Raw genomic sequence first — 13,887 nt, 5'->3', positions numbered from 1 at the left:
ACGGCTCTTGATTAGAACCATGAGTTCGAGTTTTCTTAGGTCCATGTATTCCCAATGGATGAAACGGCTCGTTTTCCTAGCGATCCTGTTCCTCGCCCTCCCCCGGGTCGCAATCGCCGGGGAAGACGAAGTGGAAATCTACCGCAGCGAGGAATTCACCTCACCGGGAGCGGACGACAATGAGGTTCTCCATTTCGTCCGCGTATTCACCGTGAATTGGGGATTGTGGAAGCAGCAACCCCGGGCCATCCCCCGGGCAAAACCACCTCTCTCCGCGGTGAAGGTACTGGAGCTTGCCGAAGCCAGCCTGGATTCTTCGGACATCTCTGGAAGTGACAACCTCCACGTCACCAAACTGGAGCTCCGCAACCAACCCAGCCGCGATCAAGCTCACCCGGACATTCCAGTGGCATTCTATGTCGTGACCTTCCACGTGAATGATAACGATATCCTGCGCGCCGTGCTAATGGACGGAACCGTGCTGAAACCTCAACTGACGAAAATCCCTACGGAAGCCAAGGACAAGCGCTAGACCTTCCGTCCCCGGACAATCGCCTCAGGCATCATCCGCCACCGAGCCCTCCTTGCGCCCGGCCATCAGCATCCCGGCAAAGCCATCGATCGCTTTCCACGCTCCCATGAAAAACATGGCCGCGCAGAGATAGAGGACCACGTTGAGAATCACCCCCAGGCCAAACCAGAAGACGCAGAAAATCACCACCGCCCCCACCGTGAGCAACAGGCCGGTGCCAGCCTTCCTCGCACACTCACGACGGATGACGACCAGCCTTTCCTCCCAAGCAGCAGCATAAATCGCCTCCGCACGCTCTCCCGTGAGGCCATTGACGTTGAGCCTGTGAAACACCTCCTCACGCGGCTCACCCCAGAGCACCTTGCCCAAGATCATCTCATACAGCGGCTCCTCCCTCGGGTCATCCATGACCCCCAGTTTCCCGCGACTCCCCCGCGAAGGACAAGAACGGAGTGCTCAGGAATTTCATCGCCCTCCCCTGCCCGCTCCGGCAGAAACACCTGAGGATGATCTCCCTCCGCCAGCTCACCAAGCGCTTCGGCACCCAGACCGCCGTCGACTCGCTCACCCTCGATATCCCCGCCGGCCAGATCGTCGGCCTGCTCGGACCAAACGGCGCCGGGAAATCGACGACGCTGAAAATGCTCACCGGCCTGCTCGTTCCCACCTCCGGCAGCGCCTCCATCTGCGGGCATGATCTCCTCCAGGAACCCATGGAAGTGAAGCGCCTCGTCGGCTTCGTCCCGGACTCCGGCGCCGTCTTCGAATCTCTCACCGGCTTGGAGTATCTCGAAATGGTTGCCGCCCTCTACGGCATCCCGCCCGAAGCTGCCCGCGAGCGCATCCGCCAATTCATCGCCTTCTTCGACCTCAGCTTCGAAACCCTCACCGATAAACTCCTCGGCGCTTACTCGAAAGGCATGCGCCGCAAGGTCGTCATCACCGCCGCACTCCTCCACAATCCCCCCGTCGTCTTCTTCGACGAACCCCTCGACGGCCTCGATGCAAACGCCGCCGTCGGCTTCAAGGCCCTGATCCAAACCCTCGCCCGCGAAGGCAAGGCCATCGTCTACAGCTCCCACATCCTCGACGTGGTGGAGCGAGTCTGCGACCGGGTCATCATCATCGACCAGGGAAGAGTGAAAGTGGACGGAGCCCCCGCAGAGCTGGTCCGGCAACACGACGCCCGTTCGCTGGAAGAGCTCTTCACGACCCTGACGGGCGGCCACGACCTCGCCCAAAAGGCGGAGGACTTCGCAAGAACCTTCCGGCCGTGAACTCGCCCTCGACATCGAAGACGCTGCAGAAGCTCTACCTCACGCTCTTCCTGCGCGGTCGCAGCTCGCGCGGGCTGAATAAGAATCGCGCACCTGCTTCAGTCGGCGCGAAGCTGTGGGGCACGCTGGCTCTGTATGGTTTGGTCGGGATGGCCGCACTTTCATTCATCGGCCAGCCATCGTTCGCCCTGTCCCTATACCTCCATGGCATGTCGCTGCTGTTCCTCGGCATGTTCGTGGCAGCTTCGGCGGGCGAGATCCTTTTCAACAAGGACGAGCCGGAAATCCTCCTCCACCGCCCGGTCGATGCCCGCACCCTCCTATGGGCGAAGGTCTCGGTGATGGTCCGGGTTTCACTGTGGGTCGCCTGCTCCTTCAATCTGGTCGGCATCATCGCTGGCTCCATCAAGTGGGGTCCACTGTTCGCGCCGGTGCACCTGATGTCCACCGCACTCGCCGCGCTCTTTTGCGCGGGCAGCGTGGTCCTCATCTATCAGCTCTGCCTGCGCTGGTTCGGCCGCGAGCGTCTCGATAACCTGATGACCACTGCCCAGGTGCTGCTTGCCATGGCACTCGTCGCCGGCAGTCAGATGCTGCCCTACTTGATGCGCGGCATGGAAAAGCACAGCGATCTGATCGCCATCAAGTGGTGGCTCTTCCTGCTGCCACCGGCATGGTTCGCCAGTCTCGACGAGATCGTCATCGGCCACGGCACTACCGTGAATTGGGCCTTCGCGGGAGTCGGTTTGGCAGCCACCGCTGGCGTGCTCCTCCTGGCATTCGGCAAGATGGCCGGCACCTACGAGGAAGGCCTCAAAACCCTGGCCGAGTCGCGACCCAAGGCGTCGGGAACCGGCGGTGGCCGCCGCTGGCTCGACCGCATTGCCGACCTCCCGCCGCTCTCCTGGCTCTTGCGTGATCCAGTGACACGGGCCTCGTTCCGCCTCTCCGCCGCCTACATGCTGCGCGACCGCGACATGAAGCTGCGTCTCTACCCAGGTCTCGCCCCGCTTCTGATGATGCCGGCCGTCTTCCTCCTCCAGGGAAGTTCGCCAGCCATGGGCACGTTCGGCATCGCCATCGCGGGCGGCTACCTGGGACTGCTGCCGCTTAGCGCGATGGGACTGTTGCAATTCTCCCAGCACTGGCAAGCGGCAGACATCTACCGGTTGGCCCCCGTGCCTGGACCCGGGCGTTTCATCCTCGGCGCAGTCGTGGCCGTTCTCATCGTGCTCGTGATTCCGGCGATTTCATTGCTCGGCGTGATCATGCCCTTGCTGCCCGGTGGCATGAAGCACCTCCCCATCCTTCTACCCGGACTGATCGCCCTGCCCGTCTACGCCCTCGCTCCCGGCGCCATCGACAAGACCGTCCCCCTCTCAAAGCCCACCGAGGAATCAAAGTCCGCCACGCGCGGTGCCACGATGTTCCTCATGATGATGAGCGCCATGATCCTCCCCGGACTCGGTCTCGCCGCGAAGAAATATCTCGACGCCTTCGGCCCCTTCCTGGCACTCGAAGCCATCGCCTCCGCCGTCGGCTGCTTCCTACTGGTGAAGACGATCTCGGAAAAGAGCTGGGATCCGATCGAATAGAATCCGGCCACACACGATGCGCATCCTCATCTCTGGAGGCCCCGGATCCGGCTGCACCTCGACAGCCGAGATCCTCGGCAAGCAACTCGGACTACCCGTCTTCGATTCGGACTCGTATTTCCACAAGCCGACTGATCCTCCGTTCCAAGAACAATACACACCCGACGAGCGCCGGGACCTGCTAGACTCAGCGTTGAAATCTCAGCCGGACTGGATTCTCAGCGGCTCCGTCGCCACCTGGGGGCTGCCTTCCCTCGAGCCAACCCACGGCATCTTCCTCGACATCCCGAAGGAAGTCCGGCTCGACCGCCTGCTGAATCGCCAGAAGAATCAATTCGGCTCGAGAATCGATCCCGGCGGCGACATGCAGGAAGAGCACGAGTCCTTCATCGAGTGGGCCGCAGGCTACGACGACCGGACCGGATCCGGCAGGAACGCCACCACCGATCGTTCCTTTTTGGAGACCCATTGCGGACATTTGCTGGCAATCGCGAAGAACCAAGCGATGGAAGACCTCGTTCTGGAAATCACGAGCTTCCTCACCCGCACCAGCGATGATCCACACCGACACGACCGGCGATGAAGTGGCCGCTCACTACGACGAGTTGGACCCCTACTATCGCAGCCTCTGGGGCGAGCACGTGCATCATGGCCTCTGGGAAACCGGCCGCGAGTCACCCCTCGCCGCCGTCGATGCCCTGAGCCGCTACGTCGCGAAGCGCGCCGGGATCAAGAAGGGCGACCGCGTCTGCGATGTCGGCTGCGGCTACGGAGCCACCGCACGGCTGTTGGCGTCGGAATACGGCGCACAAGTCACCGGCATCACCATTTCGCCCAAGCAGCAAGCAGCCGCTGCTGCCGCCGGAGGAGCCGACTTCGTGCTCGGGGATTGGCTGAAGAATGACTTCCCCGACGAGAGCTTCGACGCGGTGATCGCCATCGAAAGCACCGAGCACCTGCCTGATGTCGCGCAAGGCATCCGAGAAATGGCCCGCGTCCTCGCTCCCGGTGGCCAGCTCGTCATCTGCGCCTGGATGGCCGGACCATCGCCAAGCGAATGGCAAAAGAAGCACCTGTTAGAGCCCATCTGCCGCGAGGGCCGCCTGGTCGGCATGGGCAATGAAGAAGACTACCTCCGATGGATCGCCGGCGCTGGCCTCAGCCTCCAATCCACCGACGACCTCAGCCGCCAGGTCCGCCGCACCTGGCCCATCTGCATCCAGCGCACCATCGGAGCCTTCTTTCGCGATCCCGCACTCCGCCGCTTCCTCCTCGACGACCACCAGCGCAACCGCATCTTCGCCCTCACCTTACTAAGGATCTGGTTCGCCTACCTCACCGGCGCGATGCGCTACACCGTCTTCACGGCATCAAAGCCTTAGCGCTTCAACGCCACCCTCAAAATCCGGTCATCCGAAGTCAGATAAAGCCGCGTCCCATTCTCACCAAAGGCAATATTCGCCGTCGCCCGCCCGCACACGATCCGCCCTAACAGCTTGCCCTCCGGACTCAGGATCAAGCAACCACCCATTGCCCCGGCGAAGACATTCCCCTTCGCATCCACCTTGATGCCATCCGGCACACCCGGACCGCCCACATCCTTACAATTGAAGAAGATCTTCCCGCCCTCGATCCCCCCATCCGCCTTCAGCGGATAAGCCATGATGATCGGAGCCGGATCATGCGACTGCGCCACATAAAGCGTCTTGTTATCCGGCGATAGCGCCACCCCGTTCGGCCGTTCAAGATCGCGGGTGACCAGCGACACCACACCCTGCGGCGTCACTCGATACACCCCGCAGAAGGGCAGCTCGCGGAACTTCGTATCCTTCTCGCGGTCCGGCAGGCCATACGGCGGATCGGTGAAATACACATCCCCATTATGCGCGATCGTCAGGTCGTTGGGCGAGTTGAAGCGCTTCCCATTGAAATTGTCCGCCAGCGTCCTCTTCCCGCCCCCCGGCGTCAGATAGGAAATCCGCCGGTCCCCGTGCTCGCAGCAATAGAGCTGCCCCTTGTCATCCATCGCCAAGCCATTCGAGCCTGGCTCAGCACTGTAATTGGCCACCCCCGTGAACCCCGACGGCTTCATGTAGACGCTCGCCTCCGTATCCCCCTCTTTCCACTGATAAATCGTATTCCGCGGCACATCGGAAAACAGCAACCGCTTCTCCCTCTCATCCCACACCGGCCCCTCCGCCCAATCAAAACCCTTACACACCGTCTCGATCTTCGCCGCCGGATCAAGGATCGCATCCAGCCCCGGATCGAGCTTTTCAATACTCTCCTGAGCCGAAGCCAAGGCGGGAAGCAGGCAAAGGAAACGCAGGGCTTTCATCATTCTCCCATCTACGCATCGCGCCCCGGCAAGTCGTCGCCGAAAGGTGTCATTCAGAAGAGGAGGATTTGTAAGAGCCGGCGAACTCGAATTTCCCGTCCTTCCCGATGATGACGCCTCCACCTTGGGTGTTCACAAACAAGCGGCCATCCTCAAGGACCCCGCTATCCGACGGACACCCGGGGAGGGCATAGAGGGGGCGGACTCCCCATTTCCCCTGCTCGTTCATCACCTCGTGAACCATACCCTCGTTGATGCCCATATGGCTCATCCCGGACAAGACAACGTAGCGCCCATTCCACTCGAGAAGGTTCTCAATGTTCTCGTCGAGGATAAGCTCCGCCTTTCCGTCCGCGGTCACAGTGAAGAGTCCCCCCACCCACTCGCCTGCCGTAAACCCGAGTAGCGTCCCCCGATCCCGCTCCAATCTCCGTCTCAGGCGGCAGCAGAAGTCCCACGTCTCCCGCTTCTGATTTTCGATCACTTCGGAGATCGCCTTGAATTCGGCAGGATACAGACCCTTGAAGGTGGGAATGTCCTGTTCCTCGGTGGGTTCGACATTCCAACGAATTTCCTCGGGCTCCTCGATTCCCAGCTTCTCGACTTCCTCGCTCGCTAGATAGGTGAGTTTGGGACAATACGAACCCACCGTGAGTGGATGGTCCTCGGGAAAGCTCCCCAACCACTCCATCTGCTCCTTGCTCGCACTTCCTCCGTTGATCACCACCATCGCGTAGTCCGCCGCATGAGCCACGCGGGGATACCAATGACCCTTCTTCACCTGCTCCAGCGAAGGCAGCGCCCCCTTCGCCTTCCATTCGGCAAGGCCAATGCAAGCGCAGTAAGACACCCGCCAATCCGGGTCCTTCAAGGCGCGCGCCAGTTGAGGCCACAGATCGAGACGCCCGGTGGCCGCGAGGGCGCTGCAAGCACCCAGCCTCACGTTGGTATCCCGGTCATCGAGCAACCCGGCCAGTTCATCTCCGACCGCTTCCGCCTCCTTCCCCAGCTCGGCAAGGCTGCCAAATACATAGATCTCTCCCTCCTTGCGTGCTTCCGCCACCGCATTCAGCAACAATCCCGACGCCGCCTCCGAAGTTCGAGACTTCGAGAGCGCGGCATTCACCGCAGTTCCAAACCACTCGGGCTGATTGACCGCCGCTTCCTTGAGCGATGGAAATGACGTCTTGGCAGCGGGCCCGATGTCTCCCAAATAGCCGATCGCCCGCTCCCGTCGGAACTGTGGCAAGCTCTCGTCCAACGTCATCTCCAGCAGCGGCTTCACGGCATCCGCCGCCTTGTCACCCATCGCAAACCAGAGCTTCGAAATTCCATCCAGAAAATCCTCCTCCTCTTCGGTCGCCTGTCCGAACTCCTTGAGCACATGAGGCACTGACCGCGGGGCCGCCTGTATCAGCGCATGGTCGATCTGGGCGCCCGTTTCGGGCTTGCGTCGGAAGTCCGCCGCGAGGAACTCCACCGCAGCGTCGGCATCAATGTCTGCGATCGCATTGGGCAGCCATCCCCGATCCTTTCGGCATGCCTCGATCAATTCGGGCAAGTGGCGTTCCAGCAGACTGCCGGGCGGAAGTTCCAGCACACAATACCCTGCCAACTGGCGAACATCTTCATTCTCGGATTTCAGCAGCGGGATCAACTGATCTGCCGCAGCGGTTTTATGCTCTGCAATATGATGTGCCAGTGTCTGCTCCGCCGCATTCATTCCCTCACCTGAACTGGCGGTGCTTTCGATCTTCGCAATCAATGCCGCCAAGTCCGGCTCCGCAGCGGCCAGCGATGTGCCAATGAGGAAGAGCAGTAGCCAGCGAGAACCCATCAAAACGAAACCTGATACAGCTCCCGGACGATTGGAAGCCCGAACCAGCGCACCAGCCCCGGTACCGAAAATGCGTCTACATCGGCAATGACCCAGTAAGACCCATCCCGACCCGGCGTATGGTGCAGCCATGAAATCCGCCCTTCCCGTGGCTCTCCTTGCCCTTTCGCCATTCGCCACGGCGCGGGCAGCATCCGACGACTTCCACGCCGCTTCCACCGGGAACTGGGAAACGCTCGACGGCAAATGGCAGATCGCAGGCGGCATCGCCTCCACAGGTGTCGAACAAGACGGCACGCCGTCCAAAGAGAAGCAGTTCGCCCTCATGACCCGGCAGGATTTCACCGGCCAGGACTTCGAAGTCACCGCGAATGTCGCCTACCTCTCCAACGAACCCCATGCGGCCGCAGGTATCCAGTTTCGCATCGGCGACGATCGCACCGGATACGCCGTCGGCCTCAGAGAAGTGGAAAAAGGCGAGGATTGGGAGCGACCACTCTTGCAACTCTTCCGCATGGATCGCGAAGGCGGTTGGAAGCTACTACAAGAGTCAAAGGTGATGCACTGCCGCTCCGGCGAACTCCGGAAGCTCAAGGTGCAATGCCACGGAGCCGATCTCTTCGTCTACTACGAGGACATGAAGACGCCCGTCATCCGCGAATTCGACGACACCTATTCACGTCCTAGTCGCGTCGGACTCTGGAAAGACCAGATCGGCGGGGCGAAATTCGACGACTTTGCAGTGGGTCCCGTGACGTCCCTTCCCGACCCGCCATCCCGCACTGATTGGTCATGGGTGAAAGGAGCGATCTACGTGCGATCGGATGCCGTGAACTCCGTGCAAATGTGGCAAGACTACTGGGATCACGTCGACGTACTGGACCGCGAACTCGGCTTCGCCTCGCGATATGGCTTCAATATGGTGCAAGTCTACCTCCACTGGATCGTGTGGGACCAGGACGGGACGGAATACCTCAAGCGCATCGACGACTTCCTCTCCCGCGCAGAAAAGCACGGCCTGAAAACAAACCTCATCCTATGGGACGACTGCGGCCACGTGGAGCCCTCGCTCGACTTCCAGGCACCCGTGCCAGGCCGTCACAATTCCCAGATGATGCCGAACCCTTCCCACCGCATCCGTGACAGCAAGGTGGAATTGGAAGCACACCGCGAACGCTTCCACGACTACGTCACCGGCATCGCCACCCGCTTCAAGGACGATCCCCGCATCTCCTTCTTCCAGCTCTACAACGAGCCCTTCGGAGCGAAGGAGAAATACCGCACCTCGGACACCGATGCCAACATCGACACCCTGCTCGGATGGACCCGGCAATGGGTCAAGGGCACAGGCACCAAGATACCAGTCACGGCCACCTACGGCGGCTTCTACGGCGCGAAGTACTCCGACTTCCCCACCTACCACTCGTATCTCATGGGCCCCGGCTCACTGCCGAATGCCGATGGCGGACCGGAGCACCTCTGCACCGAAACACTCGATCGCCCCCACGCCCCGCTCCAAAAGATCATCGCCGACATCGGCGGAAAAAAGAACGGCTGGGTTGCCTGGGAACTCATGATCGGCCGCGACAACTGCCGCTACCCCTGGGGCCACCCCGATGGCCCAGACGAACCCGCCCAGCCCTTCCACGGCGTCATCTATCCCGACGGCCATCCATGGAGCGTCGATGAAGTCGCTGCGATGCTGCCCGACCCCTCCACTCTTAGCGACGGCATGTTCCGCGTCACCTACACCGCCGCCGATGGCTCGGAAAAGCCCGCCACCAAAACCTCCATCGTCCCGTTCATTGACTTCAATCTCGGCGACGAACCGGGAACAGGCTCACCCGATGCCTCCGCCGGAATCGGCAAAGACCACTTCAAGATCCACTGGGACGGCATCGTCATCCCACCATCCGCAGGCCCTCTAACAATCAAGGTCGTGAGCAACGATGCAGTGACCCTCACACTCGGAAAGGACGCCCCCCTGATCGACAAACCCGCCGGCACCCCAGCCGCAGGAAAGACGCTTACCCTCCAAGCCGGACAACCCGTCTCCATCTCCATAGACTACCACCACCTCACCGGCCCCTCAGCCCTGAAGGTCCTGTGGAAATCCGGGGATAGGCCCTTCACGCCACTAACCGTGACGCGACCCGAATAGCCTCCCTAAGGGGTGTCGACGTTCCGTCGACGCGTCCCACCTCACTTCCCCAGCACCCGCTCATACACCCCGATCACCTTCGCCGTCATCGCATCCAGCGTCACCTCATTCGCCACCAGCTCGAACGAAGGCTCTAGCCTTTCCCTCAATCCCGCCAAATCCCCCAACGCATCCCTCAGCCCGCGCACCAATTCCGGCACCGAGTGCGTCTCCATCAACGCCTCCGCCGGCAGGAACTCCGGCGCAAACCCCACCCTCGTTGAAATGCTCGGCACCTTCATGTGCAGCGCCTCCGCCAGCGTGTAGGGCCCACCCTCATTCCGTGAAGCCACCACGAACAAATCCGAGCACCCCATCAGCCCCACCGCATCATCGCGATGCCCGGCCATCCACACCCGCTCACGCAAATTCAAGCGCCCCAGCATCTCCTCCAGCAGCGGCCGCTGCAGCCCCTCTCCCACCAGCCACAGCTTGAACCCCGGCACCTCGGCCATCGCCTCCAGTAGCAAATCCATCCCCTTCGCAGGCACCAGCCGCCCCACCGTCGAAAAAACCGGCTCCCCCTCGCCCAGAAACGGCGGATTCGTCGCCAGCGCCGCCTCGCGCGTCCCCGGCGGCGGCGGAGCGATCGAATTCCAGATCACCGTCGCCGGAATGCCACCCAGCGAATCCCGCACCTGCGCCGAGGCCGTGATCACCGCGTCGTAGTCCCGGAAAGGCCGCGCACTCCGCTTGATGTTCTGCACCGTGCCCACCCGCTTGATCCCCGGCAAAAACCCGCGCAGCGAACGCACCATCCCCCCCGCCTTGTTCGCATGCGCATGCACCACCTGCGGCCCGGCCGCCAGGATCTTCCCCCGTAAAGCCAGCAGGTTGAAGGGACTAAGCCGCCATCCGCCCATCGGATGCGCCAGGAAATTCACCGCCGGGTCGAAATGCTGCCGCATCGTCTCGTCGGCCACGGCGCTGACGGCATGGCCGAGCGCGGCCTGCCGGTTCGCGAGTTCGATGACATTTTTCTCAAGACCGCCCTTTTCGCCGACACTGGCGAGGACGTGGCACACGCGGATCACGCCGCGGAGGCTGGCGGGCCGGAGAAAAACTTCCAAGCGGCAAAAAGCCCGGATGACGCCCGCCTGAGGATCACACCCTCCGGGGTTGCGGGGCGAAATCCGCACCGCTAGACAGACCCCGTCGCCCGGCGGCCCCAGCTACCGTGATTTTCAATTCCTACACCTTCCTCTTCGTCTTCCTGCCGCTGACCCTCCTGGTCTTCTCGCTGCTGCGGCGCTTCGTCCCGCGCGCCGCGTTCGCCTGGCTGGTGCTCGCCTCGATCGCCTTCTACGGCGTCTGGAATCCCGACCCGGCCCATGGCTGGTCGCCGAAATACATCCTCCTCATCCTCGGCTCCTGCGGGGGGAACTACCTCATCGGCCGCTTCCTCACCACCCACCGGGACACCCACCAGGGAAAGGTTGCCCTGGTCGCCGGTCTCACCGCCAATCTCGGCCTGCTCGGCTACTACAAGTACGCCGGCTTCTTCGCCGGCATCACCGCCAAGCTGATCGGCTGGCCGGCCACTCCGCCGTCGATCATCCTTCCGCTCGCCATCTCCTTCTTCACCTTCCTCCAGATCGCCTACCTCGTCGATGCCTGGCGCGGGCAAACCAAGGAGTACAAGTTCACCGACTACCTGCTCTTCGTCACCTTCTTCCCCCACCTGATCGCCGGCCCGCTGGTGCATCACAAGGAGATGATGCCCCAGTTCAAGCGGAAGCCCGGCCGCACCCGCTTCTGGGTGAATTTCGCCGTCGGCCTCGCTATCCTCATCATCGGCCTCTTCAAGAAAGTCGTCATCGCCGACAATCTCTCGCCGATCGCCAATAACATCTTCGACCTCGCCGCCAGCGGCGAGCGCCCGGTCACCACCGCCGAAGCATGGGTAGGCGCCATCTCCTACGGCCTCCAACTCTACTTCGACTTCTCCGGCTACTCGGATATGGCGCTTGGTGCCGCCCGCCTCTTCGGCATCCGCTTCCCGCTGAATTTCCACTCACCCTACAAGGCCGACTCCGTCGTCGACTTCTGGCGCCGCTGGCACATGACGCTGTCCCGCTTCCTGCGCGACTACCTCTACATCCCGCTCGGCGGCAATCGCAAGGGCCCCGCCCGCCGCTACATCAATCTCTTCCTCACCATGCTCCTCGGCGGCCTCTGGCACGGCGCCGGCTGGACCTTCGTCATCTGGGGCGCACTGCACGGCATCTACCTCTGCCTCAATCACGCCTGGTTCGGCTTCCGCAAGAAGATGGGCTGGAAGCCAATGCCGCGCCCCATCGCCATCCTGCTCACCTTCGTCGCGGTGCTCGTTTCCTGGGTCCCCTTCCGCGCCGGTGCCTATGAGCTCGTGAAAAACGGCGGCGAGAAAGCCATGGCAGCCACCGGCCAGATGTACCGCGCCATGCTCGGCATGAATGGCATCCACGGCTGGCCGGACAGCAGCGCCTACGTCGTGAAGGATGCCCACGCCGTCCGCGCGTGCATGATCCTGCTCATCGTCTGGCTCCTGCCAAATACCCAGCAATTCCTCCGCCGCTACAATCCCGCCCTCGATCCCTCGCGGGTCATGGACGGCCGTCCCGGCACCCGCCGCTGGTGGGAGTTCCGCCCGAATGCCGTCTGGGCGTTCGGCCTCGTCCTCCTCCTCGCCGGCGTCCTCTACCAGTTCGACAAGCTCAGCGAGTTCATCTACTTCCAATTCTAACCGGAGCTCCGCATGCGCCTGCCCCGTCCATCCTTTCGCCGCTTCACGCTGGCCGTTCTCATCGCCGCCAGCTTCCTGATCGCCCTCTTCGTGGGCGTGAATGTCTGGGTCAATCCACTCTGGGTCAGCAAGGGCCCGTGGACCGACGACAGCTTCGCCGAATACCGGCCGATCTACCGCTACCAGCGCACCGGCAAGGCCGGCATCGCCGAGGCCAAGCCGTGGAAAGTCGCCTTCTTCGGTTCCTCTCGCATCGATATCGCCTTCGACCCCGCCTTACCGCAGTGGAATGACACCCCCGCCGTGAACCTCGCCGTCAGCGCCGGCACCCTGCCCGAGACCTCGGCCATCCTTCACTACACGATCGAGCGCGCACCGCTGGAAACCGCCATCGTAGGCATCGACATCGGCGACTTGATGGGCAGCAACTCGCCCTACAAGACCACCGGCTTCATGGAGAGCCCGTTCAATCCCGACGGCAATCACCTTGAGCAAACGCTCCGCTACTACGCCGGCATCTCCACCTTCGAGTCCGCGGTTCAGACCATCATGAACAAGCGGAAGAACCGGCTTCCCGAATACACCGCCCTCGGCCACCGCCTCCGCCACCAGGAAACCGTCGACGTCGCCAAGGTCATCCAGCGCGATGCCATCTCCCACGCACTCCGCGTCATCCGCCGTCGCAAGGCCCACCTCCCCACCGAGCCAAACGAATGGAAGGCGAGCAAGCTCCAGCAGATTCTCGACGACACCAAGGCGCACAAGTGCCGCCTCGTCCTCGTCATCCCGCCGAGCCACGCCACCTACATCGGTGTCTTCTATCAGCAGGGCGATCCCGACCCCACCTTCAGCAAGGACCGCATGGCCATGGCCAAAATGGTGGCAGCCTCAAACGCCGCCCACCCCGAAGCCCCGCCCGCCACCATCTGGGACTTCAATGACTTCCACGCCCTCAATGCCGAGAAGGTCCCCATGGACAACTCCAAGATGCACTGGTGGCTCGATGGCACCCACGCCCGCAAGGCCCTCGGCGACGTCATGCTCGCCCGCATCATGGGCTGGCCCGTCGAACCCGCCGGCGCCGACTTCGGCTTCGAGCTAAACGTCGACAACGCCGAAGCCCGCAGCCAAGCCCTCCACGCCGGCTACGAACACTTCAAAAAGGAACAACCCGACCTCTGGAAGTGGATGGAACAAGGCATCCTCAAATACCAAGACACCGCCGCCAAAAGCAGCGAGAAAGACGAACAAGCCCCCGGCTTCGAGTGACCCCCGCTGGGAGCGCGGGCCTGTAAAGACTGGGGACATCGTTTACACCTGTTCGGGGACATCGTTTGCACTTTTCAACCCTCTTCCGTGTGGCGGACGTGGCTCATGGAGGAG

At 62.2% G+C, this 13,887-nt stretch carries 12 protein-coding genes; 8 read left to right on the top strand and 4 right to left on the bottom strand.

What is annotated here, in order from left to right; translation table 11 throughout:
• The first annotated feature begins 58 nt into the window (after positions 1-58).
• Positions 59-532 carry a hypothetical protein gene (locus WKV53_RS15690; RefSeq protein ID WP_341405721.1) on the top strand — a complete coding sequence of 158 codons (474 nt, stop codon included), beginning with the start codon at positions 59-61 and terminating at the stop codon, positions 530-532.
• 24 nt (positions 533-556) lie between these two features.
• Here the strand turns inward: WKV53_RS15690 and WKV53_RS15685 are convergent, their stop codons facing one another.
• The gene (locus WKV53_RS15685; RefSeq protein ID WP_341405720.1) at positions 557-940 is read right to left on the bottom strand and encodes a hypothetical protein; all 384 of its coding nucleotides are present in this window, start codon (positions 938-940) and stop codon (positions 557-559) included.
• A gap of 98 nt (positions 941-1,038) precedes the next feature.
• Between WKV53_RS15685 and WKV53_RS15680 the strand changes: the two genes are divergently transcribed.
• The 4 genes from WKV53_RS15680 to WKV53_RS15665 are packed head-to-tail and all read left to right on the top strand — an operon-like array spanning position 1,039 to position 4,786.
• Positions 1,039-1,809: an ABC transporter ATP-binding protein gene (locus WKV53_RS15680; protein WP_341405719.1), complete on the top strand. Its 771-nt coding sequence runs from the start codon at positions 1,039-1,041 to the stop codon at positions 1,807-1,809.
• Positions 1,806-3,404 carry a hypothetical protein gene (locus WKV53_RS15675; protein WP_341405718.1) on the top strand — a complete coding sequence of 533 codons (1,599 nt, stop codon included), beginning with the start codon at positions 1,806-1,808 and terminating at the stop codon, positions 3,402-3,404. Before WKV53_RS15680 ends, WKV53_RS15675 begins: the two co-directional genes overlap by 4 nt.
• Positions 3,405-3,420: 16 nt before the next feature.
• On the top strand, positions 3,421-3,987 hold the full coding sequence (locus WKV53_RS15670) for an AAA family ATPase (protein WP_341405717.1): 567 nt from the start codon (positions 3,421-3,423) through the stop codon (positions 3,985-3,987).
• The gene (locus WKV53_RS15665) at positions 3,959-4,786 is read left to right on the top strand and encodes a methyltransferase domain-containing protein (protein ID WP_341405716.1); all 828 of its coding nucleotides are present in this window, start codon (positions 3,959-3,961) and stop codon (positions 4,784-4,786) included. Before WKV53_RS15670 ends, WKV53_RS15665 begins: the two co-directional genes overlap by 29 nt.
• On the opposite strand, the gene WKV53_RS15660 is transcribed toward WKV53_RS15665, so the two are convergent.
• Positions 4,783-5,745 carry an SMP-30/gluconolactonase/LRE family protein gene (locus tag WKV53_RS15660; RefSeq protein ID WP_341405715.1) on the bottom strand — a complete coding sequence of 321 codons (963 nt, stop codon included), beginning with the start codon at positions 5,743-5,745 and terminating at the stop codon, positions 4,783-4,785. The genes WKV53_RS15665 and WKV53_RS15660 overlap by 4 nt on opposite strands.
• 46 nt (positions 5,746-5,791) lie before the next feature.
• The gene (locus tag WKV53_RS15655; RefSeq protein ID WP_341405714.1) at positions 5,792-7,579 is read right to left on the bottom strand and encodes a HEAT repeat domain-containing protein; all 1,788 of its coding nucleotides are present in this window, start codon (positions 7,577-7,579) and stop codon (positions 5,792-5,794) included.
• A 130-nt stretch (positions 7,580-7,709) separates the two neighbouring features.
• On the opposite strand from WKV53_RS15655, the gene WKV53_RS15650 reads away from it, so the two are divergent.
• Positions 7,710-9,740, top strand: a complete 2,031-nt coding sequence (locus tag WKV53_RS15650; protein WP_341405713.1) for a PA14 domain-containing protein — start codon at positions 7,710-7,712, stop codon at positions 9,738-9,740.
• A gap of 41 nt (positions 9,741-9,781) precedes the next feature.
• Here WKV53_RS15650 and WKV53_RS15645 read toward each other — a convergent pair whose 3' ends face one another.
• Complete coding sequence (locus WKV53_RS15645) at positions 9,782-10,849, bottom strand: glycosyltransferase (RefSeq protein WP_341405712.1); 1,068 nt, start codon at positions 10,847-10,849, stop codon at positions 9,782-9,784.
• A 107-nt stretch (positions 10,850-10,956) separates the two neighbouring features.
• On the opposite strand from WKV53_RS15645, the gene WKV53_RS15640 reads away from it, so the two are divergent.
• Together WKV53_RS15640 and WKV53_RS15635 are read left to right on the top strand one after the other, a co-directional pair.
• Complete coding sequence (locus tag WKV53_RS15640) at positions 10,957-12,504, top strand: MBOAT family O-acyltransferase (protein WP_341405711.1); 1,548 nt, start codon at positions 10,957-10,959, stop codon at positions 12,502-12,504.
• Positions 12,505-12,516: 12 nt separating this feature from the next.
• Positions 12,517-13,773, top strand: coding sequence for a hypothetical protein (locus tag WKV53_RS15635; protein WP_341405710.1), 1,257 nt, complete (start codon positions 12,517-12,519; stop codon positions 13,771-13,773).
• The last annotated feature ends 114 nt before the right edge of the window (positions 13,774-13,887 follow it).

The sequence above is a fragment of the Luteolibacter sp. Y139 genome (assembly GCF_038066715.1).
Taxonomy (GTDB): domain Bacteria; phylum Verrucomicrobiota; class Verrucomicrobiia; order Verrucomicrobiales; family Akkermansiaceae; genus Haloferula; species Haloferula soli.
This window is presented reverse-complemented; position numbering and strand designations above follow the sequence as displayed.